General features: G+C 41.7%; 25 protein-coding genes. 7 read left to right on the forward strand and 18 right to left on the reverse strand.

Annotation, left to right across the window (positions count from 1 at the left end):
* Positions 1–96 precede the first annotated feature (96 nt).
* A complete protein-coding gene (locus DYI25_RS09175) occupies positions 97–1,785 on the reverse strand; it encodes a formate--tetrahydrofolate ligase (RefSeq protein WP_213368123.1) in 1,689 nt (562 codons plus the stop codon).
* 180 nt (positions 1,786–1,965) lie between these two features.
* On the opposite strand from DYI25_RS09175, the gene metA reads away from it, so the two are divergent.
* The gene (gene metA, locus DYI25_RS09180; RefSeq protein WP_213368124.1) at positions 1,966–2,874 is read left to right on the forward strand and encodes a homoserine O-acetyltransferase MetA; all 909 of its coding nucleotides are present in this window, start codon (positions 1,966–1,968) and stop codon (positions 2,872–2,874) included.
* A gap of 31 nt (positions 2,875–2,905) precedes the next feature.
* Here metA and DYI25_RS09185 read toward each other — a convergent pair whose 3' ends face one another.
* Genes DYI25_RS09185 through DYI25_RS09195 form a run of 3 tightly spaced genes read right to left on the reverse strand, consistent with a single transcriptional unit; the run spans position 2,906 to position 5,010 of the window.
* The gene (locus DYI25_RS09185; RefSeq protein WP_213368126.1) at positions 2,906–3,607 is read right to left on the reverse strand and encodes a DUF2711 family protein; all 702 of its coding nucleotides are present in this window, start codon (positions 3,605–3,607) and stop codon (positions 2,906–2,908) included.
* Positions 3,608–3,621: 14 nt separating this feature from the next.
* Positions 3,622–4,314, reverse strand: a complete 693-nt coding sequence (locus DYI25_RS09190; protein ID WP_213368128.1) for an AIM24 family protein — start codon at positions 4,312–4,314, stop codon at positions 3,622–3,624.
* Positions 4,315–4,326: 12 nt separating this feature from the next.
* Complete coding sequence (locus DYI25_RS09195; protein WP_213368130.1) at positions 4,327–5,010, reverse strand: class I SAM-dependent methyltransferase; 684 nt, start codon at positions 5,008–5,010, stop codon at positions 4,327–4,329.
* A gap of 121 nt (positions 5,011–5,131) precedes the next feature.
* Between DYI25_RS09195 and DYI25_RS09200 the strand changes: the two genes are divergently transcribed.
* Entirely contained in the window at positions 5,132–5,350 is a 219-nt protein-coding gene (locus DYI25_RS09200; protein ID WP_213368132.1) for a DUF3892 domain-containing protein, read from the forward strand.
* A 39-nt stretch (positions 5,351–5,389) separates the two neighbouring features.
* Here the strand turns inward: DYI25_RS09200 and mntR are convergent, their stop codons facing one another.
* The 4 genes from mntR to DYI25_RS09220 all read right to left on the reverse strand — a co-directional run bounded on the left by mntR (position 5,390) and on the right by DYI25_RS09220 (position 9,579).
* Positions 5,390–5,812: a transcriptional regulator MntR gene (gene mntR, locus DYI25_RS09205; RefSeq protein WP_213368134.1), complete on the reverse strand. Its 423-nt coding sequence runs from the start codon at positions 5,810–5,812 to the stop codon at positions 5,390–5,392.
* A gap of 70 nt (positions 5,813–5,882) precedes the next feature.
* Positions 5,883–8,060, reverse strand: coding sequence for a DNA topoisomerase III (locus DYI25_RS09210; RefSeq protein ID WP_213368136.1), 2,178 nt, complete (start codon positions 8,058–8,060; stop codon positions 5,883–5,885).
* A gap of 184 nt (positions 8,061–8,244) precedes the next feature.
* Positions 8,245–8,532: a hypothetical protein gene (locus DYI25_RS09215; RefSeq protein WP_213368138.1), complete on the reverse strand. Its 288-nt coding sequence runs from the start codon at positions 8,530–8,532 to the stop codon at positions 8,245–8,247.
* A 60-nt stretch (positions 8,533–8,592) separates the two neighbouring features.
* Positions 8,593–9,579, reverse strand: coding sequence for an HD-GYP domain-containing protein (locus DYI25_RS09220; RefSeq protein ID WP_213368140.1), 987 nt, complete (start codon positions 9,577–9,579; stop codon positions 8,593–8,595).
* 351 nt (positions 9,580–9,930) lie between these two features.
* Here DYI25_RS09220 and cspD point away from each other — a divergent pair, with 351 nt between their 5' ends.
* Positions 9,931–10,131, forward strand: coding sequence for a cold-shock protein CspD (cspD, locus tag DYI25_RS09225; RefSeq protein WP_213368142.1), 201 nt, complete (start codon positions 9,931–9,933; stop codon positions 10,129–10,131).
* 349 nt (positions 10,132–10,480) lie between these two features.
* Here cspD and DYI25_RS09230 read toward each other — a convergent pair whose 3' ends face one another.
* Both DYI25_RS09230 and DYI25_RS09235 read right to left on the reverse strand, forming a co-directional pair.
* Positions 10,481–10,654: a zinc-finger domain-containing protein gene (locus DYI25_RS09230; protein ID WP_213368144.1), complete on the reverse strand. Its 174-nt coding sequence runs from the start codon at positions 10,652–10,654 to the stop codon at positions 10,481–10,483.
* A 24-nt stretch (positions 10,655–10,678) separates the two neighbouring features.
* Positions 10,679–11,335, reverse strand: a complete 657-nt coding sequence (locus DYI25_RS09235; protein ID WP_213368146.1) for a reverse transcriptase-like protein — start codon at positions 11,333–11,335, stop codon at positions 10,679–10,681.
* Positions 11,336–11,533: 198 nt separating this feature from the next.
* Between DYI25_RS09235 and DYI25_RS09240 the strand changes: the two genes are divergently transcribed.
* Together DYI25_RS09240 and DYI25_RS09245 are read left to right on the forward strand one after the other, a co-directional pair.
* A complete protein-coding gene (locus DYI25_RS09240) occupies positions 11,534–11,941 on the forward strand; it encodes a reverse transcriptase-like protein (protein WP_213368148.1) in 408 nt (135 codons plus the stop codon).
* 1 nt (position 11,942) lies between these two features.
* Positions 11,943–12,881 carry a DMT family transporter gene (locus DYI25_RS09245; RefSeq protein ID WP_213368150.1) on the forward strand — a complete coding sequence of 313 codons (939 nt, stop codon included), beginning with the start codon at positions 11,943–11,945 and terminating at the stop codon, positions 12,879–12,881.
* 414 nt (positions 12,882–13,295) lie between these two features.
* On the opposite strand, the gene DYI25_RS09250 is transcribed toward DYI25_RS09245, so the two are convergent.
* Both DYI25_RS09250 and DYI25_RS09255 read right to left on the reverse strand, forming a co-directional pair.
* Positions 13,296–13,565 carry a DUF6123 family protein gene (locus DYI25_RS09250; protein ID WP_213368152.1) on the reverse strand — a complete coding sequence of 90 codons (270 nt, stop codon included), beginning with the start codon at positions 13,563–13,565 and terminating at the stop codon, positions 13,296–13,298.
* 66 nt (positions 13,566–13,631) lie between these two features.
* Positions 13,632–14,093, reverse strand: a complete 462-nt coding sequence (locus DYI25_RS09255; RefSeq protein WP_213369510.1) for a divergent PAP2 family protein — start codon at positions 14,091–14,093, stop codon at positions 13,632–13,634.
* Positions 14,094–14,249: 156 nt separating this feature from the next.
* On the opposite strand from DYI25_RS09255, the gene sspL reads away from it, so the two are divergent.
* Positions 14,250–14,381 (forward strand): small, acid-soluble spore protein L, encoded by a 132-nt coding sequence (gene sspL / locus DYI25_RS09260; RefSeq protein ID WP_023627620.1) that lies wholly within the window; start codon positions 14,250–14,252, stop codon positions 14,379–14,381.
* Positions 14,382–14,708: 327 nt separating this feature from the next.
* Here the strand turns inward: sspL and DYI25_RS09265 are convergent, their stop codons facing one another.
* The 6 genes from DYI25_RS09265 to DYI25_RS09295 form a co-directional block, all read right to left on the reverse strand.
* Positions 14,709–15,575, reverse strand: a complete 867-nt coding sequence (locus tag DYI25_RS09265) for a 5'-3' exonuclease (RefSeq protein WP_213369512.1) — start codon at positions 15,573–15,575, stop codon at positions 14,709–14,711.
* 213 nt (positions 15,576–15,788) lie between these two features.
* On the reverse strand, positions 15,789–16,628 hold the full coding sequence (locus tag DYI25_RS09270) for a sulfurtransferase (protein ID WP_213368154.1): 840 nt from the start codon (positions 16,626–16,628) through the stop codon (positions 15,789–15,791).
* A gap of 210 nt (positions 16,629–16,838) precedes the next feature.
* Entirely contained in the window at positions 16,839–20,486 is a 3,648-nt protein-coding gene (locus tag DYI25_RS09280) for a dynamin family protein (RefSeq protein ID WP_213368158.1), read from the reverse strand.
* A 299-nt stretch (positions 20,487–20,785) separates the two neighbouring features.
* The gene (locus DYI25_RS09285) at positions 20,786–21,385 is read right to left on the reverse strand and encodes an isoprenylcysteine carboxyl methyltransferase family protein (protein ID WP_213368160.1); all 600 of its coding nucleotides are present in this window, start codon (positions 21,383–21,385) and stop codon (positions 20,786–20,788) included.
* A 1-nt stretch (position 21,386) separates the two neighbouring features.
* The gene (locus tag DYI25_RS09290; protein WP_213368162.1) at positions 21,387–22,472 is read right to left on the reverse strand and encodes a type III polyketide synthase; all 1,086 of its coding nucleotides are present in this window, start codon (positions 22,470–22,472) and stop codon (positions 21,387–21,389) included.
* 301 nt (positions 22,473–22,773) lie between these two features.
* Entirely contained in the window at positions 22,774–23,547 is a 774-nt protein-coding gene (locus DYI25_RS09295) for an SDR family NAD(P)-dependent oxidoreductase (protein ID WP_213368164.1), read from the reverse strand.
* A 1,413-nt stretch (positions 23,548–24,960) separates the two neighbouring features.
* Here DYI25_RS09295 and DYI25_RS09300 point away from each other — a divergent pair.
* Entirely contained in the window at positions 24,961–25,110 is a 150-nt protein-coding gene (locus tag DYI25_RS09300) for a cytochrome c oxidase subunit 2A (protein ID WP_213368166.1), read from the forward strand.
* The last annotated feature ends 3 nt before the right edge of the window (positions 25,111–25,113 follow it).

The raw sequence follows: 25,113 nt of genomic DNA on the forward strand, positions 1-25,113 counted from the left end.
TAAAAATGGCCAGCCCAACCGTGGGACGCCGGCAAGAAAGAAATCCTCACGTCCCATTATGCCAGTCGGGACTGACCATGTCGGTTCAAACTATTTTTAGAACAATCCTACAGCGTTGCCCTCTTCATCAACATCCATATTCAATGCCGCCGGAAGCTTCGGTAACCCAGGCATTGTCATTACTTCACCTGTCAATGCTACGATGAATCCAGCACCTACTGACGCCTTCAATTCTCTAACTGTAATAGTGAAGCCTGATGGTCTTCCCAGTTTTTGAGGATCATCTGATAATGAGTATTGCGTTTTAGCCATACATACTGGCAGGACACTCCAGCCATATCCATCAAAATCAACAAGCTGTTTCTTAGCTTTCGGTGAAAACTCGACTCCATCAGCACCATAAACCTGAGTGGCAATCGTCTTGATCTTGTCCTCCAGTGAATCGGACAAGTCATAAAGATGGGCAAAGGTATTTTCGCTTTTTTCAATTACGTCAAGAAGTCTCTCTGCAAGCTCAACTCCGCCAGCGCCGCCTTTTTCCCATACTTCCGTCAAGGCAACTGGAATCCCTGCATTCTCACACAGTTCTTTCAAGGTATTTGTTTCAAGCTCTGTATCTGTAATGAATCGATTGATGGCAACAACATATGGCAAGCCAAAGCTTGAAATCGTCTCAACATGCTTTTTAAGGTTTGTGAAACCATCTCTTAAGGCTTTTACATCTTCGTTTACTAATTCTGTTTTCTTCATTCCACCATGCATTTTCAAAGCGCGTATGGTAGCAACAATAACAACAGCTGAAGGATCAATCCCTGCTGTTCTTGCTTTGATGTTCAAGAACTTTTCTGCGCCAAGATCAGCACCGAATCCTGCTTCCGTTACGACGAAATCAGCAAGTTTGGATGCAGCCTCAGTCGCGATGACACTGTTGCATCCATGGGCAATGTTCGCAAATGGACCACCATGGATCAATGCCGGAGTATGTTCGATCGTCTGGACAAGGTTTGGCTTGACCGCTTCCTTCAATAACAGAGTCAATGCCCCTTCTACTCCAAGATCGCCTACAGTAACAGGCTGCTTGTCATAGTTATAAGCAACAACCATCTTTGAAAGACGGAGTTTTAAATCCTTCAGGTCGCTCGCAAGGCAAAGGACAGCCATGATTTCTGATGCAACCGTAATATCGAAGCCGTCTTCACGAGGAACACCCTGCATCGGCCCGCCAAGTCCGATGACAACTTTCCTTAGTGCACGGTCATTCAAGTCGAGCGCGCGCTTCCAAACAATCCTGCGCTGATCGATGTTCAGCTTGTTACCTTGTTGCAGATGATTATCAATCAAAGCAGCAAGCGCATTATTGGCCGTCGTAATCGCATGCAGGTCCCCTGTGAAGTGAAGATTGATATCCTCCATTGGAAGCACCTGCGCGAAGCCTCCACCTGTTGCGCCGCCTTTGATTCCCATAGTTGGTCCTAATGAAGGCTCACGCATGGCAATCATCGTTTTTTGACCAAGTTTGTTCAATGCATCCGCAAGACCGACCGTTACAGTTGATTTGCCTTCACCAGCAGGAGTAGGATTAATCGCAGTAACAAGGACGACCTTGCCGCTTTCTTTTGTTTTTAACTTAGCCAAAGCTTCTGAAGACAGCTTCGCTTTATACTTACCAAACAGCTCAATATCATCAGCATCCAGGCCTATGCTCGCTGCAATGTCAACAATCGGCTTCATTTTACTATCACGAGCAATTTCAATATCTGACTTAACTTGAATATTTGTTCCCATTTCCAATCCCCCCAGATATTCTCTATATGCTTACCATTTTATATTTTACCATCATAGAATTACTATCAGGCAAAAAATATTTATTTGTCATAAAATTTCCTCTTTAGTCAATTGCTCCACGAAAGAATTCAGACTATAATAAAAATTATTAATTTTAGATTACGAAAGGGAGGTTATACTTTGCCAATAAAAATCCCGTTGCACTTGCCAGCGAAAGAAATTCTGGAAAAAGAAAATATTTTTATCATGGATGACAGCCGAGCTGCAAAACAGGATATCCGGCCGTTGAATATATTGATCCTGAACCTAATGCCCGAAAAAGAAAAAACAGAAAGGCAGCTGCTGCGGCTGCTCGGGAATACGCCACTCCAAGTGAACATAACATTTTTAAAAACCGCTACATATGATTCTAAAAATACATCACACTATCATCTGGAAGAGTTTTATCAAACCTTTACAGAAGTTAGAGAAAAGAAATATGACGGCATGATCATTACGGGTGCACCAATCGAGTTGATGGAATTTGAGGAAGTCCACTACTGGGATGAACTGAAGGAAATCCTCGACTGGACAGAGCAGAACGTGACGTCCACATTGCATATATGCTGGGGAGCACAGGCTGCTTTATATCATCACTATGGCATCAATAAATATGCCCTTCCCAGGAAGTGCTCAGGCGTATTTACCCATAGGGTCCTAGACCCTACCGAAGAACTCTTACGGGGGTTTGACGATGAATTCATTGCTCCCCATTCAAGGAATACGGATATTCCCAAAGAGACGTTACAAAATCATCCTGACCTGAGGCTGTTGGCTTCTTCAGATGAGGCCGGCGCATTGATTGTTTCCAGCAAAGACAGCAGAAGAATCATGATTACCGGGCACCTTGAATACGAAGCTACAACCCTTGCAGAAGAATACTTAAGAGATAAGGAAAAAGGCATTGAAATTGACATGCCAGAAAACTATTTTCCACATGATAATCCCGAAAAAAAACCGGCAAACCGCTGGAGGTCACATGCCCATCTGTTCTTTTCCAATTGGCTGAACTATTATGTATACCAGGCTACTCCTTATGATTGGGACTAGAAGAGGCATCGACAGAGTCGATGCCTTTTCTCTATGATTCATTGTTATTAAAATACTGATAGTGATGATTTTGCCAGATCAATGGTGTTTCTTTCTCAAAATATACTCCCTCAAAACTAGTGTCTTTTAAGCAATCCAAGGTTTCTTCTTTTGTAAAGAAGACCATTGCGGACTCATCAAAGTAACATGTGAAGGTGAATTCTTTGTGTTCATCCATTAGTATCATTGGACCTGAACAGAGGAATAATTTTCGTTCCAGGTTTAGATCTTTTAACTCAAAAACACCTTCACCATCTATCAACTTATTATAAAAGATTTTTGTTGCTCCTTTGGAGGCCAGGACCCTTAACAAGTCATCAATCAATAGGACAGAAAATTGGTCCTCATATGGAAAGAAGAAGTCTGGCTCGATAGCCCTCTGTATTCTCTCGACCAAATCCATCCTTTGGTACACTTTAACACCGCAGCCGCCAGTCACATATGCTGTTACTCCGATCGAAACATCAGATATCCTGTCTAATCGGGCTCTATTCTGAATTTCCTTCCAGCTGACCGGGGTGGCAAACCTGTAAACTTCCTCATCACTTGGTGCGTCAATAGCGTTCCAGCCAGATTCCATCTTAAAAAAAGGATAGAAAATAACTGCGGCTGACCTGTATCCTTCCGGAAGTAAATCCATTAACGGCTCATTATCCGGCTCTTTTCCTATTGGATAAAAAAATTCTATATGCATTTACTTAACCCCTATTAACCCTGCGGAGCATAATATACTTCTTCAAAAGGCTGGACGACAACGAAGCCTTCACCGCTGAATTTCATCTGTATTGACTCGCCGCTTCCACGGCCGAGGAATGTTTTGAATGAAATATCTGTTACGAATTCAGGCTGGAGATTACCAGACCAGGCTACTGTTGCGTTCGGGTCTGTATAAACAGGGTTATCAGGAGTGACAAGCAGGGTCAGCGGCTCATAATGGGATGTGATTGCCACCATTCCTGCACCTTCCAGGCGGACATTGAACAATCCACCCGACAGCATTCCGGCAACCCGGCGCATCATCTTGATATCCCAGCTGATGGAAGGCTCGAATGCCAGCAGGTCATTACCGTTTACGAAGATGGCTTCATTTTGCAAATGCAAGATGGATATTTTCTTTCCCTGGTCAGCTAAATAAAGTTTTCCATTGCCGTTTGCTTTCATGAGTGAAGTACCTTCACCTGTTATTGCCTTTTTGAACATTTTTCCGATCCCGTGTTCAAGCACTCCCTCGCGTTCAAACTTGATTTGTCCTCGATACGATACCATCGCTCCAGCTTTTGACCAGACCTGGCCATTCAGGTTGATTTCCAGCATTCGCGGTGTTTCCAACTCAAATAGTCCTTCCCCTTTATCCTGCTGCTTTGTATTGTTCACAAACTCCTCGATTGAATACCGACTCATGATAATACCTCCTTATTTTAAAACCTGGAACATGAAAACCCACATAAATGATAGTGACTGCTGAAGCTCTACAGGCAATGAACCATGTGGAAGCTGCTCAGCCGCTTTTTTAAAAACACCGAATTCACCAGCTTTTCTCCAGCCATTTTCCAGTGCCAGCCTTTCCAGCTCCCAGGGCATGATCGTGTTACAGATTACTTCATCTCCATAAAGTCTCTTGAAGCTGTTCTTCCTGGGCCCTGCAGTTGGTCCAAGGATGCCTATGCAGGCATAGCCATCCGGCTTGAGGATCCGAGCCATTTCTTTTAAAGATTCATAAGGATGGTTCGTCCATTCTAATGAATTGATTGCCATAACGGCATCAAAATGGTTATCGGGGCTTCCGCATTCCGATAGGTTCGCCTTACAGAAAATACAATGCTCATTCCGCGGATTCAGCCTGGCTTTCTCAAGCATCTCCTCAGATACATCGATTCCGGTGACCAGAAAGCCTGCTTCTGCCAACTTTTCCGATCCTGTTCCATCTCCGCAGCCTAAATCACAAACCATGGATCCGGATGAGACAAACCTTTTGATGAATGGAACAATATCCTTGCGGCTTCCAGTTTCCCACATTCCTCTGCTTCTGGAATTCCACGAGGCAGCCATACTGTTCCACTGTTTTTCAGATTCCATTTTCCAATCGAAGGTACCCATAAGTTCACCTGCCTAGTTTTTAATTCCTATAATAATTATTTCGTTATGGAAAAGGGAATTCCTCTTAAGTTTAATTATCTTGAAAAAGTGCAAGACTAGGAGGGTGAAAGGAGAGATCAAATTGGAACAGGAACAATTAGTTGCCATACATAAAAATAGCTCTGGTGAAATCATCAGTTTCCAGACATCGAGCGGAAGGATTATATCCTATCGAAAAGCTTTGCTAGAAGCCAACACAGGAATAATCTCGGGAGTCAATATCTATGAAGGTGGAGATGGCACAACGTCTTTAGTTTCAGAAGATGGATCTGGCTTTGAGCAATATCCAGATATATATTAGAAATGCAAAAACACCTGACAGCATTGTCAGGTGTTCAATTTATTCTTCGTCATTTTGTTTTTGGATGGCCCTCAAAGCATCGACCCTTGATTCGTCTTCCTCAAAAAATTGTACAAGGTCTCCGATCCTGTCGATTGCATCCCAGCTTAAATGATGTTCAATACCTTCTACATCATTATATATATTTTCCTCTTTTACGCCGATCACCTTCAACAATTGCTCTAGTAATTCATGACGGTCGACCAGCCTTTTGCCGGTTTTGTATCCTTTTGGAGTCAGAACAAGCCCCCGATATTTCTCGTAAACCACGAACTGATCTTTATCCAGCTTCTGGACCATTTTTGTCACTGAGGAGGGATGGACCGATAATGCCTCCGCGATATCCACTACCCGGGCATATCCTTTTTGTTCTATTAAAATAAATATTTGTTCTATATAATCTTCCATACTAGGTGTTGGCATCCCATGACCTCCAATGCTTAAACAATAGCCATATTAAAGTGTACTATAGAAGAACAAGGGTGACAAGGCGTTATCCACCTTGGTTAACTGGCTGGACAGCTAAATCGAATTTCAGCTTATTTTCCTCTCCATCCCAATATAGCTTCGCATTGAAGGTTTTATCCTTGCTCTGGAAACCTTCGATCACATCCGTGCTTCCTTCTGCCAGCAGCTTCTTGATGTTCTTTTGCGTTACTGTCTTGCCAAGGATCTGTTTGGAAAGAGTGAAATTACATTTTGTTTTCTGATAGTTTGAACAGCCATAGAAGGTTCCCTTGTCCACAACCATGCCATCACACTTTTTACACTTCCCAAGATTTGTGCTCCGTCTTGAACGCCCGCCTTTTTTCCCGGGCACGAAGGCGTTTGTGAGTTCTTCGGAAAAAGTCCAGCCTGAAGAGCCTTCGGAGGTTTCAGAAACAAGATGTTTAATCATTTTTGATGTCTGCTCAATGAACTGCTTGGGCGACGCCTCTCCCTCTCCTATTTGATGGAGCCGCTGCTCCCATTTCGCTGTCATTTCCGGTGATGCCAGGACTTGTCCTCCCACGGCGGCAACGAGGATTTTTGCTTTGGCTGTCGCATATACAAGATTTTTACGAACTTCAATATACGCCCTATCCTTAAGCATCGTAATGATGCCCGCTCTCGTTGCTTCAGTTCCAAGTCCTTCAGCTTTCATCAAAACTTTTTCAAGTTCCTTGTCTTCTATATGCTTTCCAGCTGTTTTCATTAACGTAATCAACTGTCCCTCAGTCAGCCTCTTTGGCGGCTGAGTCTTGCTTTCCTTTACCTCCGATTTCATGACCGTTCCGGTTTCCCCCTGCTGGACAGCAGGCAACTCTGGTTCCTTGTCTGAGTCTTTTTGCGGGAGTACTTTTTTCCAGCCTTCATCCAGCTGGACTTTCCCCTTTGATATAAACTCAGCTCTTCCCTCCACGACTGTCTTGATCGTTGTATATTCGGCGATGTATGGTCCGTAGTGGGCTGCAATCAGTGTCCTTGCCAGCAAATCATATAATTTCAACTCGTCCCCTGACAGCCTGCTTAGAGTAGGAACTTGTTCAGTTGGGATGATTGCGTAGTGATCTGTGACTTTTTTTTCATTCACATAGCGTTTATTATTTTTTATCGATGAATTTGGTAATGGAAAGAGCTGCTGATAATCAGGATTAGCCTGCAGTTTATTCAATATCGCAGAAAAGCCTTCTGCTTCTCCTGGGGTTACATGCCTGGAATCAGAACGCGGATACGATACTATTCCTCTTTGATATAATCCTTGTAAAATGTCCAGCGTCTTTTTAGGTGACATTTTAAAACGTCGATTGGCTTCCGCCTGGATCGCAGAAAGATTATAAAATAGCGGCGGCAGGAATTCTTTTTTCTCGGAAGTAACTTCTGCGGCTTCTGCAGGTTTCCCATCGCAAAATGCAGCAATTTTCTCGGCCATTTCCTTCGTTTTGATCCGCGAATCACCGTCTTTTTCCCATTTACCGCTATACTTTTTGCCATTGAAATTGAATTTTGCGAGCACTTCCCAAAATGGTTCCGATACGAAGTTTTCTATTTCCAGCTCGCGTTTCACAATTAAAGCCAGAGTAGGTGTCTGCACCCTGCCGACAGAAAACACATCTGAATAGCCTTTCTTTTGAAGAAGGAGTGTGTACAGCCTGGATGCGTTCATTCCGACAACCCAGTCAGCACAAGCGCGGGTATAAGCTTCAAAATACAAATTTTTTGTATCTGATTCATTTAAAAGGTTCTGGAAGCCTTCTTTTATCGCTTTCGGTGTTAGCGAGGAAATCCACAGTCTTTTCATCGGCTTCATACAGTTGGCAAGGCGGAGAATATTCCTGATAATCAGTTCACCTTCCCGTCCAGCATCACCTGCATGGATGATTTCAGAAACCTGTGGATCGGTGGCAAGCTTCTTTATGATTTGAAATTGCTTTGCTTTCGATTTGACGACTTCATACTTGAAATTTTCTGGTATAATCGGCAGTGTATTAAGCGACCATTTTTTCCAGCCTGGATTGTATTGCTCGGGTGCTGACAATTCCGTTAAATGGCCGATTGCCCATGAAACGTATGCACCTTTAGGGAAAATTTCATTAGGAAGTATTTCAATGAAGCCTTCCCTTTTTTTCATTTTGAATACGGAGGCCAGCGTTCTGCCCTGGTCAGGCTTTTCCGCAACAATCAATTTCATATTTTCCTCCTGAAAAACTGTTATATGAGCATGCTTTTTAAACTTCGCATTCTATTTTATCTTTTTTTCGACAAAAGCGTAAAGGACTTTTATTACTTCTTCTCGTACATCAATAATTGAACGTGTATTAAACCAGCCGTAAAAATCAAACAGGCAGCTGAAATAATCAGCTGCCTTAAAGATATTATCCCTCAAATGGCTCAACTATGTTGTTGTCATTGATATACCATCGATTCCTGTTTACGACTGCAGAAACGGTTAAAATCAGCGAAGGAACTTTTTCAATCCGGACCACGATTGCGCCGACCAGTTGCTGGAAAATCACGAAGGATTCTCCGTGGCTGAATGCTGCCCACTGGGGACCCATTATGGCAATGGAACGAATGATTTCTTCCTTTTCTGTTTGTTCAAGTGAAAGATGCGAAGAGAAAATGATAATCCAATCCTCATCACCTATCGAAAAGCGGTACATGCCCTCACCCTTTTAATTCATCATCATTGACTATTAAAAGATATGAACGGCTTCAGGAGATTATACCCCAACAATTGAATCATTTAATACTCTAGAAATCCTTAACCCGCGATTCAGCCGCAAATCAACGAGTGTGTCCCCAGTTTGAATCAGTGCCCTTAACGGTTCAAATGGGTCAACCATCAAGATTGTCCCTTCTTCACCGTCACTAAGGAGAACACGTCTTCCGACAAGGCTATCCATGATCCTATACAGGAAAACGAGCATGATTTTGGGATCGAATTTTCCGAATACATCGTTTTGCATCTGGGAAATGACAATATGGAAAGGCTCTGCCTGGTGATATACCCTTGAAGATGACATGGCATGATATACGTCTGCAATTGCGACTATTTTTGCAAGCATGTCTATCTTTTCGCTACGCAAGCTGAACGGATATCCTCCGCCGTCCTCACGCTCATGGTGTTGGAGAGCAATCAACGCGACTCTTTCATTCAGTTCTGGAATGTCCTTCAACATCCGGTATCCATACACCGTATGGCGTTTCATTTCGATATACTCTTCCTGTGTGAGCCTGCCTGGCTTATTCAAGATATTAGCAGGGACACGTGCTTTCCCTATATCATGGAGTGTCGCTCCCAGAGTAAGATCATTCAACTCTGATTGGCTTAAACCCAGCCACTTTCCAATCAATGTAGAAATGATGCCGACACAGACTGTGTGCCTGTAAGTATACTCATCTTGGGCCTTCAGCTCATAGAACAGATGATAAATATGGGGGATTTCTGCCGCCTGCCTGATCACAGGCATGATATCATCCTTGATTTCATCGACAGGCACAACTCCTGTCTTAGCGACGATATCGAATATTTCTTCCATTTGCCTGGAGGCGTCATCGATTTTCTTTGAAATATCATCAAGCTTTTTATTTACTGCTATCTGAGGTGTGTGGTCCTGAATGGCATTGCCATTCCTGATTGTATCCAATAATGCATCAATTTGATGATCAGTTAAGGACGTGAACGCGGATGGAGTGGTCTTCTTCATTAGTACCCTCCTCTGAGCTTTTAAACTTATAGAATAATGACTTTTTCCTCTCTGTTTATATTTAAAACAAATGTAAACAGAGTTTTATTAAGAAAATAATAACAAATTTTACCGAAAATAGGAACTAACACGGGGTGAATTTCAATATATTTTAAATTAACAAAATTTTACGATTATTCAATTTGTAATACGCTTACATTCTTGACTGAATCAATCCCAATATTGTATATTTAAGACATCATTTAATAGAATATATTTGCCATGTCAAAACTGCAGGTGTATCCATTAGATGATAATATTCAACTTTGGCACATATTTTGTGCTGCGAAAGACATGGGAGGATAGTTTAACATGCAAAACGGTAAAGTAAAATGGTTCAACAATGAAAAAGGTTTCGGTTTCATCGAAGTAGAAGGCGGAGACGATGTATTCGTTCACTTCTCAGCAATTCAAGGCGAAGGCTATAAGTCACTAGAAGAAGGTCAGGATGTTTCTTTTGAAATCGTTGAAGGAAACCGTGGACCACAAGCTGCTAACGTAGTAAAACTATAATTTAAAATGTTGAAGGCTGGCGCCCGACGCCAGCCTTTTTTGATTTATTTGAGTGCCTCGTGAATACCATCCAATTGGAATCTGTTTATGGACATTTTGACTTCGGACTCATACTGAAATGTCTATTAAATGGACTTTCTTAGACATTTTGACTTCGAACTCATACTGAAATGTCTATTAAGTGGACTTTCTTGGACATTTTGACTTCGAACTCATACTGAAATGTCTATTAAGTGGACTTTCTTGGGCATTTCAGTTTCACTCATCCTCTAAAATGTCCATTAACTGCTCGATCTGGGACATTTCTGCTTCGCTTATTACAAAAAATCCGTTCAACATGACAGATTCACTAAAGTTTCTGTCCGCACTTTTTTATTTTTTCCCCAACGGTGCATTCATTGATGCAGAATCGATGGGCATATCTTTTTCCGTTTTCTTGCCGATGATGCTTTTTCAGAAAGCACCCATTGCAGTAAGTATTGAGCAATGTTTCTACCTCGGCAAGGATTTCATTACGAGTCAATCTATTCCCGCCTTTCCTTCCTGGTTATAATATTTGCATTTTACTGTTTATCATTTTACCCTGCAATGCCTGTGTCGCCAGTTTGTCTGCCTCTTTATTTTCTTTTCTGCCTATAGGATTGTATTTAGGATACAATCTAAGCTCCTTGATCTTATTCTCGATTCTGTCGAGCCAGCGATTGAGTGTTTCTTCATAGCAAGGCCACTCCCCTTCAAGCTGCTTTAGAACAACCTGGGAATCTCCTTTGATGTCACAGGTCATGTTCTGGACACCCATTTCCTCAAGGATGGTGAGGGCAAAATATAGAGCAGCATATTCTGCTTCATTATTCGTTTCAAGCTCATCGAAAACTTCATTGGCACGCAGTCTATACTTCTTCTTTCCTTGCTTGAAGTAGATTATGGTCCCGAGTCCTGCTTTATGACTATAATTATCAAAACCACCGTCAAAATAAACGGTAAGATCATGAGGTTCTTCTTCTACTTCTTCAAGAAGCTTGCGCATTTCCTTTAATGTCCACGAAGTACCGATTTCATCTATAAAAGAAATATCTCCAGCTTTACCTGATTTCTCCAACTCTTCACCGGCCTGCAGTGCATGCTCACCATCAAGAAAATCAGAGTTGAAAAGGATGGGCTCTATACCTTTTGCTTTATATTCCCACTCCAATTTATATTTCATGACTTCTCCCCCGCTTTCTGATCTGTTTTTTTACTCCGTCAAATGGGTTATTTTTAGTTATCTTACCCATTTTTTGAACACGTTACAATGAAAAAGGGACGATGGGATTGAATTGGTGACAGCAATTTTTTATAAATTATCGATGCTATTATGATACACTATCTATTATCTGTAAAAACCAACCGGGAGTGATCTTAGTTGTTCGAAGTGTATATTGATGGTGCTAGTGCTGGCAACCCTGGTCCAAGCGGTGCTGGCATTTTTATTAAAGGAGAAGGGGAAGTTTATAGATACTCTATTCCTCTTGGTGTCATGTCAAACCATGAAGCTGAATATCATGCATTTATAAAAGCATTGGAAATCTGCCTTGATAAAGGTTTTAATGTTGTATCCTTCAGGACTGATTCACAGCTTGTAAATGCAGCAGTTGAAAAAGAGTTCGTCAAAAATAAACTTTATGCCCCCCTTTTGGAAAAAGCATTGATGCTTTCTAGTCAACTCGATCTCTTCTTCATGAAATGGATTCCATCCAGTGAAAATAAGACAGCTGACGATTTGGCAAGAAAAGCGGTAAGGGAAAACAACATGAAAGGAACCGAAAAATAAGATGAAAGCATCAACCTTCGCGGACTTAAGCTTACTATTCGTAGCCCTCATCTGGGGCGCAACATTTGTTCTTGTGCAAAATGCAATTTCTTTCCTTGAACCACAATCCTTCAATGCCGTCCGCTTTGGCCTGGCAGCAATTCTATTAGGACTTTGGCTTATGGTTTTTGAAAAAGATCAGCTAAATAAACTGGATAGAAAATTAATTTTATCAGGGATCATGCTGGGATTTTGGCTGTTCATCGGCTATGCATTCCAAACATTGGGCCTGTTGTATACCACCTCATCCAAGGCTGGCTTTATAACTGGATTAAGTGTCGTCCTGGTACCATTGCTAATGATCGGGATCTTAAAGCAGCGGCCAAGCTTGAACTCTATTGCAGGGGTCACAGCAGCAACTGCTGGACTTTATCTTTTAACAATGTCAGATGTGTCTAGCCTTAATATTGGTGATGCCTTTGTCCTTATTTGTGCAGCAGGTTTTGCTTTGCATATCGTATTTACAGGAAAATTCAGCAGCAGTTATCCAACACTCCTTTTGACGACGGTCCAAATCTCAACTGTGTCGGTTCTATCTGCAGTAGCTTCTGTCCTATTTGAGGATTGGAAAAGGGCATTCAACCCTGAGGTCATTTTTTCAGCGAATGTCATGATCGCCCTGCTCGTTACATCTATATTAGCGACTGCACTTGCGTTTTTTATCCAGACAAATTTCCAGAAGCATACGACGGCTACTCGAGTTGCCTTGATTTTTGCAATGGAACCAGTTTTTGCGGCTATTACGGCTTACTTCTGGGCCGATGAGCGTCTAACATATAGCGCACTTGCCGGTTGTGCGTTAATTTTTGCCGGTATGGTTTTCGCGGAATTGCCATCTGGCAAATTCGAAAGCATTTTTCGTAAGGTATTTCCAAAAAAAGAGGCTGATTTCAAAGCATAACGCTTTGGAACCAGCCTCTTCTTATAATTTAGTTTCTAAAATTTCTGCTTCGAGAATTGTCCAGCTCCAGCGCCTAGCCAGTTTTCATCCCAGAGAGGGCTTCCTCGAGTATCTTGCGGAAAGCGTCAGCTTTGAGCAGCTCGAGTCGCTTGTCTACTTTCGCCTCCTAGAAACTCCTAAGCTTCATCTCCTCCGGCAGAAGCAAAAAGCGCTTATTTGTCGGAGTCTCCAGTTTCTGCGTTTCTGGACAGTCGGCTATACTTTTCGGTTTCAGTCCACCAAATGAAATCAAAGAACGACTTCACCGGTCGGCCCTCCGTGGCACACGATGTGCTAGACCCGCCAGCCACAGGAAGTGGCGTTTTTAGGCGGGCAGCGCTTGTCGGGGCCGATCAAATGCGCCTTCGCTTTTCGTTATACGGCCAAAAGCTCGATTTTTTTTACGTAGTGTAACGCTGCTTTGCGGGAATGGATATTATTTGAAGCGAATGTTTCAAGCAATGAAACATAAAAGCTTCCATCAAAACCTTTTTGAGCTTTTAATGTAATTTCAATTGCGGCATTGGTGATTTCATCGGTTGAATTCGTATATTGCTGACCGAAATAAATAAATCCAATGGCATCCTCACCAAACTGGAACCCTTTGCTCTTCAAATGAAGCAAGTAATCTTCAACTGTCCGCACTGACTGAATCAATCCTCTCTTCAAGCCGACTTCTAGTAAAATTTTACCGCATAATTCGAGCTTTTTCTACCGTTTTTTCGTTAAAAGATATCCAGCAAATCCCATAGCCATACCAAGGAGGGCTCCACCAAGTACTTCTTTCGGCTGATGGCCAAGCATTTCCTTCAAGGGATCGGGAGACTTTTCTTCGAACTCTACAGGGTCATCTTCATGGATTTTGTCCATCAATTCATCAAGGTCATTGACTTTTAAAGTGAGTTCACCCGTTTGTCTTCTAATTCCCTGAGCATCATACATAACGATCATTCCGTAAACCAGTGACAGTGCGAAATCAATCGATCGTACCCCTTTTGTAAGGGCTACATATGTTGTTAAAGAAGACACACCGGCTGAATGGGAACTTGGCATTCCACCTGTAGCCAAAAATATGTCAGGCTTCCATTCCTTTGTCTTTGCATAATGAATCGGTATTTTTAAAGCCTGAGCCAGGCCTATACTTGATATAGCAATAACTGCGCCTTTATTCATCATCAGTCACCTCCATGTTATTTTGAAGAAAAATGATTGCTTTTATTCTTGCCCGTTCATAATAAGGATTAAGCTGTAATAAGCGGACAACCTATAAAGGTTATTTCACTTTTATGATCATTTTTAAACAAAATTTATATGGAGGGATATCTGACTATGAGCAAAAAGGGAAACAGAGGAACAAAGGCACCTGGGGTCAATCCACAAGGTTATGGACAGGATGCTGAATTTGCTGAAGAGCCAAAGTCAAAGCTAGAAAATGCCGCTAAGAAGAAGAATACAAAATAATAAGAAAAGTGCTGGAGGGCCGACCAGTGAAGTCGCCCTTTGCTTCATTGGGCGGACCGAAGCGAGGGGTAGGCGCTGGAGCTAGAAATCTTTATAAAAGGCTGTTTTCGTAAAGATTGTTGTTAAAATCCTAAAGCCGATTTTAACGTAATAGAACGCCATTTTGTAGTTCGGTATTAAGTTTGCTTGCTCTTTTCTCATACTAAGAGGTTACTTTGGGAAGAAGAAAAGTTCATTCACTCCTTTTTTGTAATCCATAGCAACAAAGTTTGAGAAAAGAGCCTTATAAAATAAACAAAACGGCTGGTATAAAACCAGCCGTTTCCTTTAAGCGTGCATTGTTTCGTGTTCGAACAGTCGGTGCAGTCCTCTAAGTTCTACTTCATTGAACTTGGCAAGAAGCTTTTCCGTGTCAATTTTATATCTAGCGTCGTCCATCTTGCATTCAACAGGGACATCACATTTGATTTCAGCGAGCTGCCTGCTTAAATGAAGCATTTCAAGGTCAGCCTCGATTTTAGCTCGCTGTGATTTTGTCAATTGATGCAGATTCGCGATGACACCTTCTACATCCCCATGTTCCTGAAGCAACTTAATGGCGGTCTTTTCACCGATACCACGGACTCCAGGATAGTTATCACTAGGGTCTCCCATGAATGCCTTCAAATCAATCATCTGTTCAGGCCATATTCCCTTTTCAGCAAACAGGCTTTCACGATTATGAACCAGGTAATTGCCATACCCTTTTTGAAGAAGAATAACAGATACACGATCATCAATCAGCTGGAGGATATCCTTATCCCCTGTCAGGATTGTAACGGCATCCACGTCCTTAACCGTCCTGGCAATCGTCCCGATACAGTCATCCGCTTCATAGCCGACCAGACCAATATTTGGTACATCCAAAGCTTCCACTACCTCTTTAACAAGGTCGAACTGTGGCAGCAGCTCGACAGGCGCATCAGGTCTATTTGCTTTATAATTATCGAACATTTCCGTACGGAAGGTTTTACTGCCCATATCCCAGCAGACAACTGTATGGGTAGGCTTGAAATTTGCAACTGCAGTCGCAAAGTGTTTGATGAAACCGTGGATCGCATTTGTAGGGACCCCTTTGGAATTTATCATGAACTGTCCAGAAACAGCTGTTGCGTAGAATGCTCTGAACAACAAAGCCATCCCGTCAACTAGCATTAGAGAAGTTTTATTATTTTCCAAGTTGGTACCTCCATTAGGAAATTTTGAGACATGGCTCTATTTTAAAAGCTTGAAGCCTTAATTAAAAGTGAACTTTGATATTATAACATAACTCTCGGAGTTCTCTTGTATATTCCGAAAATAACCATTCTTCAATTATTGATCTAACACTGTGTAGTTGAATCTAAAAAGCAGCCTTTGCCCCCAACATCATTCACTCTTGAAGGAGACTGGATTTTCTTTGTAAGAAACCCAATCGCTGTAACTTCCAGCATAAAGCCTGACATTTTTGAATCCAGCTTCTTTTAAAGCGATATAATTCGGCGTTGCTGTCACACCAGATCCGCAATAAACTATGATTGGCTGATTATGATCCAGATCTGTAAATCTCTTTTCCTGATCGGCACGAGACTTAAAATATCCATTTTCAAAGCCTTCCATCCACGGTTTATTGACTGCTGTTGGAATGTGGCCAGGAATCCTGTCGATTGGCTCCTCGATTCCAAGGTAGCGTTTGCTTTCCCGTGAATCTATAAGGATGGCACTCCCTGTCCCTTTGAGTGCGATATCTTTTACCTCTTCATAAGAAGCCAGCATATCCCTGTTTTTCTTAATTGTGTAATTTGTTTTTGGATAATGCGGTACGGAATCCTCAGTTGGATAACCAGACTTCTCCCATGCATCGAAGCCTCCGTTAAGAATATAGACTTTTTCATGGCCAACATATTTAAGAAGCCACCATAACCTCGAAGCGAATGCTCCTTCCTTGCCGTCATAAACAATCACCGTTGTTTCATTATCAATCCCGGCATCCTGCAGCCGTTCGTTAAACTGAATTGTTTCCGGGAGCGGATGTCTGCCGCCATGCTCTCCGACTGAACCAGACAGGTCTTTTTCAAGATCAAAATAAATCGCACCGGGAATATGACTTCGATCAAATAAAAGCCTGCCCTCATCAGGACTCCCCAGCTTGAAGCGACAATCGATTACCCTTGTGTTCTCGTCTCCAAGATGCTCACTAAGCCATTCAGCATCAACATGATTTTGCAAGGAAACCACTCCTTATGTTGTTTTTTTTGCCATCAATTTCTTCACGTGTTCTTTCGGATCCCAGCAGGCAAATTGATAATGGCTCTTCGTTTCGTAGCCAAGCCTGCGGCAATGGTATTTCATTTTCCCACCCAGTTTTTCAGCCTGAAAATTAACACAAGTAGCACATGCATGAAATCGGTTTCTGGTCATCCTTGTACTCAACCTTTATTAATAGTTTTTAATATTCAACAGTGCGTTTTTAACTGTATCGATGGAGAAGTTATCTTCAAGCGCAGATGTGATACCTTCAAAATATTCGGTGATCTGCTCTGAAAAATCATTCTGGACTTTTTCAAACTCACGGTTCAATTCAGGCAGATAGTGATCTTTCAGCCTTGCATTCTCTTTTTCAAGGTAATCCCCTGCTGGTCCGTGTAAAAGCTTTTCAAGTTCATCCGCCATCAATTTCTTTTCATTCTTCTCAAAGAAGGATTTAGGATTTTTAAACATTCCAAGCGTCTTTTTTAATTTAGTGCGATCCATTCCCTGGTACGCAGTTTCAAACTCGATTCCGGTTAATGGACCATTTTCTGCTGCAGAAATGGAAACTGAAGAATTAATTTTCATTAATTCAGCTAACAGAGCTTCCTGGAACTCTTTCAAGACTCGGACAATGAACGCCTCGGCCCTTAAAGAGGTTGCTCTCATTTCCTGAGCCAGGTCATAACCAATGCTCTCTATCAACTCATCAAGCGCTGTTTCAAGCGCCTTCTTCATATTGCGTCCATCATCCTTCAAAAGCGCAGGATTGAATGCCTCCCTGAAGAATTCACCGAAACGGATAAAGACACGCTGGCGAATATAATAAGTCAATTCATCGGTCTCCTGAATCAGGCGTTCTTCAAGCACTGCTGGTTTCTTATGGGACAACAGACGAAGCATTTCTTCTTTTTCAGATAGCAATTGCCGCAGTTTATCAGCCCTCGCTGCCTTGTCTTCCTCAGCTGAGCGGATCATTTCCTCGATCACACTGACAGCCTGGCGCCATTTTGCCTCTGCAGCTTCTACAGCCATATTCATCAGGTCATTTGCTATGAATGTATAAAACGCCTTTTCAAATTGATTAAACATCAGGTCTCCACCAGTGTTTTGTTCCAGTTTTTCATTTAACCCCTTCAAACTGGAAACTGGGAATAGATGCGGTTTCCTGATTCCGTATTGGACAAGCTGGTCCTCAACATACTCTAACACTGCTTCCTGTTCTTCCTGCGAATTCGCTAAATCAACGGCATTGACAATAAAGAACATTTTATCAAGCTCAAAGGTATCCTTGACCCTTCCCAACTGAATCAGGAACTCCCTATCCGCTTTTGAGAACGCATGATTATAGTAGGTTACGAATAAAATAGCATCCGAATTCTTGATATAATCGAAGGCAACTCCTGTATGGCGGGCATTGATTGAATCGGCACCAGGCGTATCAACAAGGGTTATCCCCTCTCTCGTAAGCTCGCAATCATAATAGACCTCAATCCACTCGACAAAACAGGATTTTTCCTCTTCAGCAACATAACCTCGGAATGATTCAAGATCCACAAACAGCTTCTCTCCGAAGCTGTTTGTGAAAGCGCTGAACCCCTTGGCAAAAGCCTGGAGGAATGAGTAATGGGTCTTTTCTGCTGCACTGTATCCGCTATCCTCGGATTTAAGAGTATTGATTTGATCGATCGCTCGCTCGAAATCACTTGTGTTCTTCCCGAATAATCCTAGAGAACGCTCCAATTCTTTCAGCAATTCATCCTCACTTTTGATTTTTACGATTACCGTTCCGTGGGGATGCTCAGTTGTCACTGGCTTAATTTTATTGATCGCCGCAGTTGTTGGATTTGGTGATACAGGCAAAATCCGCTCCCCTACCAGCGCATTCGCGAAAGAAGATTTTCCGGCACTAAACGCCCCAAACAAGGCAACAGTGAATTCTCTTTCTTTTAACCGTGTAGCTTTATCCTTCAGTTCACGGGAGATTTTTTTCAATCCAGGTATAGCTTCAATCTGTTCAGAAGCAAAATTCATTTTGCCGACCAGATGCTGTTGTTCTTCGTGAAATTTCGCTATGCCATTCCCTTGATCGACATGAGCTTCCTGTACTGATGGAACCGCCTTTTCCCTGCCAGTGTTGGATGAAGAAAGATCATTATTTATAATCACTTCCGGCTCATCTTCGGCAGCTCTAAAAATAATGTAGTCTTCCTCTTTATATTCAGCCGGTTCACCATACAGGATTTCCGATACATGTCTTCGTTGTTGGGCAAGGTTTTCCCGGATAGCAGCCAATGCTTTCCAAGCTGATAAAAGCTTCTCGAGATTTTCTTCTTTGTTGAGAAGTTCATTTACCTCCTCATCATCATTACCTTTTACGTAGTCGATGAATAGTTCCTTAATGGGCTCAAGCCCTCTTCTTGCAAGATTTTTCAATGCCTCAACGACATCATTCGTATAATTGAGGACGTAGTCCCCTGAAAGTCTGGCACCAGGTTTAACGGCATCAGAGAGCAGCTCTTTTTGGAACTCAATCTTGAAACCATTTGCTGTTGTCTGCAGTTCCGTGTGCGAAAGATTATGTTTCTTGAACAGCTTGGATAAAAAATCCTTGATATGCCAGTCGAGCTGGGATTGTACTTTATCCTCCAGGTCTCGATAGAAATTGTCCAATCTAGCTGTTCTTTCCTGTTCCGTTTTTTGTTTTGAAAATAACAAGCCCACCTTGAAATCTGGCTGTCGGGCCTGCAGATAAGCCTCGGCCAATTCCCTTGTCTGGAAAGGCATTAAGTACGCGTTTTTTAAGATATCATTTAGTCCAGTACGAAACTCCTGTTCAGGATCTCGCTCACTCTTGATACTTTGGATATACTTTCTTATATTATCGAGTTCATCAGATAGCTGTTGACGCTCGCTGTCAGACACTCCTGCCAGGATTGTCTCAAATTGACCAAGTTCTTCAGATACATCCTGCTGAAGACTTGCCAAATGGTCCTCCGACAGCTTTTCCATCGACTTAAAAATTGAAACTGGCAGTATTTCTTTTCTCTTGCTCTTCCGCTCCATGATAAATGAACGAAGCTCTTGAAATTGGTTATGGGACGATTCAGGGTCCTTCAGCGATGTATAAAAGATCCCGGCATGCTTTACTCCCCAGTCAGCAAAAGAATTTTCAACACTTTTCTTAAATTGTTCAAACGACAATTCTGCATCCTGATGTTTGTCTACCTGGTTAATGATCAAATAGAGTTCTTTTCCCGCATCCGTTAATTCCTTCGTAAAAAGAAAATTCAATTCGGATTGGACATGGTTATAATCCATTACATAAAAAACGATGTCTGACAGATGGAGCGCCGATTCAGTCGCAATGCGGTGCGCATCATCAGTAGAATCAATTCCCGGTGTATCCATTATGACTGCCTGTTCCAGGAACTCCTCCCCTTTATGGCTGATTTCAATAGAATGGATTTGTTCGCCATCCTTGCAGTACGTCTTGACGGTTTCATAATCATACGGTGCCGGATACAGGCGTGAGCCACCGTCTTTGAAGATAACCTTGGCATATTCAGAACCTGATATAATCCGTACCAGATTCGCACTGGTCGGTATTGGGCTGGATGGCAGAATGTTGTCGCCGATCAGCCTGTTGATCATGCTCGACTTACCTGCAGAAAAGTGTCCGCAAAAAGCGATTGAAAATTCCTCTTCAACTGCTTTCCTTCCCAATTCCCTTACTTTTTCAGCTGTATCATCGTCGTGATTTGATTTCATTAAATTATATAGCGATAAAATCTTTCCAAGAAGCTTATGATCTTGTTGCGCAATAGTCTGGCCCATTCCTCTTACCCCTTGTGACAAATTTGTGAATAACTTTATTTTATATGATTTGTCGGTCTTTTCCTATAATTTCATTTTCATAACGGCAAAAAAGAAAAGCCCGGACATCAGTCCGAGCTTTCCATCTAAATGAGAATATTGTTTATTAATGGGGTTTTAGTACATTACTTAAAACATATTTCATAAGTAAGGAATAAGCAGCTATGGTCGAGACAACTAACACGGAAACCATTGGTACGACACCGTCCTTAAGGTTCTTTTTAACTGAGAATAATTTTCATCTTAAGGAAAGTGTAGCACTACTGATTATCATTTTCAATGGAATCAGATGAATTGTCACACTTATTTAACAAATTCGGGACGAAACGCCCCTTCTTGGAAAATTCAGTTTCATACTTTGTCAACTCTCTCAATGCCTTTTCCTCAGCAGGAATCCTGATTGATAGAATCAGGATATTCAACAAAGTAAAGATTCCCATTGTGATATAGGCATTGAACATTAATGGAATAACAATCAACTCAATTGCAACAATTAAATAGTTTGGATGCTTGATGATTTTATAGGGTCCTCTCTTGATGACATTCGCTCCAGGGAGAATGATGATTTTTGTATTCCAGAACCTTCCCAATGAAGAAAGTGCCCAAATTCTCATTGCCTGTGTAAAAATAAACAGCGCAAGTAAGATTGGCCAATAATCCGACAGGTTTCTACCCAATAGGGTTACTTCCAAAATAAAAAAGAGGAAAAAAGCTGTATGGATCGACACCATCGCGGGATAATGCCCTTGTCCGAATTCAAGTGCCCCCTGGCTTTTCATCCAGGCTTCATTTTTTCTGGCTATCACAAGCTCTGTTATCCTCTGAAAGATAATCAATCCTACAAATATGAGGAATATCATGTTATTCCCACCTCATCAAGAGCAATTCCGAGCTAAAACCTGGACCAAGTGCAGCACCCAGTCCAAGATCGCCTTCCTCTGCAGTCTCCATGAACCTTTTTAATACATATAGTATTGTCACTGAAGACATATTCCCATATTCTTTTAAGACTTCCTGTGATGTCTCGGTCATTGTTTCAGGGAACTTCAGAGCAGAAACATACGCATCCAGGACTTTCTTTCCTCCTGGGTGAGCAATAAAATGATCAAGATCTTGAACGTCAAGACCATTGGTATTTAAAAACCTTAAGACATTTGGCTGGAGCCAGTTTTCGATTATCGTCGGTATATCCTTGGAAAATACGACATAAAGTCCCTCATTTTTCACTTCCCACCCCATAACATCTTCAGAATCAGGCATGGTTGTGGACTGTGTACCGATAATATTAGGTGCAGCATTTTTTTTCATTATATTTTCATAACCAGAATCATCACCACAAACCAGAGCACACGCAACCCCGTCCGCAAACAGTGAAGTACCGATCAGATTGCTTTTTGTACGGTCGTTCCGCTGGAAGGTTAAACTGCACAATTCTATTGATAGCACAAGTACTTTTGCTTCTGGATATGCAAGACAGTACTCATATGCACGCGAGAGCCCTGCTGCCCCACCAGCACATCCCAGTCCCCAAATCGGAATCCTTTTAGTGTATTGTGATGACGGGAGGATATTCATGATTCTCGCATCAATGCTGGGCGTCGACAAACCCGTGCTGCTGATTGTGAAAATAGCATCGATTTCTTCAAGATGAATTTCATCATTCAAAAAATCGTCATTCTTCAAACATCTCGAAATTGCCTTAGCTCCCAGATCTACAGCTGTTTCTATATACGCATCGTTCTTCTCTTCAAATGTATGATCCACTTCGAACCAGTCCAAGTCTTTGGCAAAATGCCTTTTCTCGATTTGCCCATTTTGAAAGACGGTAAGCAGACGGTTTATATCCTTAAAGGACTCCTTAAATAGTTTCTCTGCAAAGTCCATTACTTTTTCCTGTTCAATAGAATATGGCGGCACGGCTTCCGCGATGGATATAACTCTGGGCATATTTATACTCTCCTCACATCTATGTACGGTTACTTTTTCCATTTACCCGAAGAGTATGCAATCAAACTATGATTGGAGGAAAACGAAAAAAAAGCTTTCCCCAAATAGGAGAAAGCTAACGTTTTGAAGGAGTTGCTGTGCATGTTTATTATACAATGCTATAAAACCATATACATTATAAAATCTTTACCAGTTGACAACTCAGTGTTCTACTACACTTTGTCGACCTTTTCGGCTAAGCACATCTCCCTTTAATCTTAGGGTGCTTTTCGGTAAATAAGCTCCTCTACATTGCTCTTAATCAGAATCCATGAATCGTCATTCCACCATCGACAAATAATGTTTGTCCGGTCACATAATTTCCTGCTTCTGAGCTCAGGAAGACGACTGGTCCTACTAGCTCGGGCAATTCGCCGATTCTCTTCAACGGTGTAACTGCCAGGATGTCATTCACATATTCCTCATCGGCTAAAAGCTTTTCAGTCAGGGGTGTTTTGAAATACCATGGTCCGATTGAGTTCACATTGATTCCGTGTTGTCCCCATTCCATCGCGAGCACCTTTGTCATCTGCATGAGCGCTGCCTTAGTAGCCGCATAGACGACACCGGTCCTGAGAGCTACTTGCCCAGCTACAGACGCGATATTAATGATTTTGCCCCCTGATTCATGTTCCTTCATGATTTTCCCGGCTTCCTGGGACATCATGAATGCTGATTTCAAATTGGTATCCATGATCTTTTGCCATTCTTCATCCGTCGCCTCTAAAGCCTTTGAGCGGATGTTCATGCCCGCATTGTTGACAAGGATATCTATCTTTCCCCATTCAGAGATTACTTTAGAAACCGAATTATGTACTTGATCCCTTTTTGTCACATCTGTCGGGAGCACAAGAGTTTTATTTCCCAATTTTTCAATTACCGAAGAAGTTTCCTTGAGATCTTCCTCCGTTCGTGCAAGTAAGGCAACATCTGCTCCAGCTTCAGCCAGACCGATTGCAATCGCCCGGCCAATCCCTCTGCCAGCACCAGACACGACCGCTGTTTTTCCTTTCAAATCAAAAGATGGCAAAAACATACCTATCATCCTCCCGCTCTAAATTGAGTTAATTTTAACATAATACGCAGGAAAATAAGGTTTTCTCGCCTAGCAAAAGGCAGTTTTCGTCTTATTTGTTACTTTTCAGACAAGCCATTACATTCGTATTATTACAGTCTTCGCACACTTTTTGTCTGGACATCTGAATTGATATGGCATCATAACGTACAAGCAAAAGGAAATAAGCCGAAAGAAAAAGCACCAAACGAGGTGCTATTTTTCGTTGGACTGCTTTTGCACCTCAATCCAGATTTGTTTTTCTGCTGCTCCCCCACATTTTTTACATACGCTCACTTCATCATAAATGAGGCGGCAATGTTCACAATAAAACTTCTGCATTTGTACCACTTCCTGAAAGATCCATTTTCTATTAGTTTATTAGCAAAACGCGAAATGGTGATTCCTTTTATCTTTGTTGCTAAATCGTATGTAAGCATATAACCTTTAATCGGTGTTAGGATTGAAGGTTTCTTAATCGATGGATTATTTTAGTCATTAGTTTTAGGAAAAATCGTTTAAATGTTTTTAAATGTCCACTTTTATTCAGTCAGCTTTAAGGATAAAGAGGACAAGCTGTCAAAAATCCTCAGGTATTTTGACAGGTTTGATGCTGCAGAAGCCAAAGCTGTCGTGATTCCTCTGTTATTTTGACAGGTTTTATGCTGCAGAAGCCAAAGCTGTCATGATTCCCCTGTTATTTTGACAGGTTTGATGGTGCAGAAGCCAAAGCTGTCATGATTCCCCTGTTATTTTGACAGGTTTGATAGTGTAGAAGCCAAAGCTGTCATGATTCCTTGATTATTTTGACAGGTTTGATGGTGCAGAAGCCAAAGCTGTCATGATTCCCCTGTTATTTTGACAGGTTTGATAGTGTAGAAGCCAAAGCTGTCATGATTCCTTGATTATTTTGACAGGTTTGATGGTGCAGAAGCCAAAGCTGTCATGATTCCTCTGTTATTTTGACAAGTTTGATGCTGCAGATGCCAAAGCTGTCATGATTCCTCTGTTATTTTGACAGGTTTGATGGTGTAGAGAACAAAGCTGTCAAAAATCCGCGGTTATTTTGACAGGTTTCAAGATGAAGAGGGCAAAGCTGTCAGGAATCCACTTTTATTCAATGTCAAGTCGTTCTGTCACATCTCGATCTGTTCCCCTGTACTTTTGCTCACTTTTTCACAAAATTGTTTTCACAGATTATTCACATTTACCCCTCGTTCCATGTGACTTAAATCACTGTATTGACGCGTTTTCACCATTAACATAGTAAATACATCAGGTATGAACAATTTGTGAACTGTCCGAAACCATATTTACGTTTCCAAATTGTTTTGTATTATGAGAATGTACTTATCATTTTTAAACGAACATTTTTTACGAAGGGAGTGGACCGGAATGGCTCAGCCTGGAATTGGGAAGAAAACACAAACAAAAGTGGAAGACCAATCTTCCTTGAAAGGAACACTTGCATCCGTTTTCTTGTTAGGATTCTTTTTAATCGTTACTTGGGTAAGCGTTTATTTCTTATTTGTAGATCGTTTCTAAGAG

This window comes from Mesobacillus boroniphilus (assembly GCF_018424685.1).
GTDB classification, from domain to species: domain Bacteria; phylum Bacillota; class Bacilli; order Bacillales; family Cytobacillaceae; genus Mesobacillus; species Mesobacillus boroniphilus_A.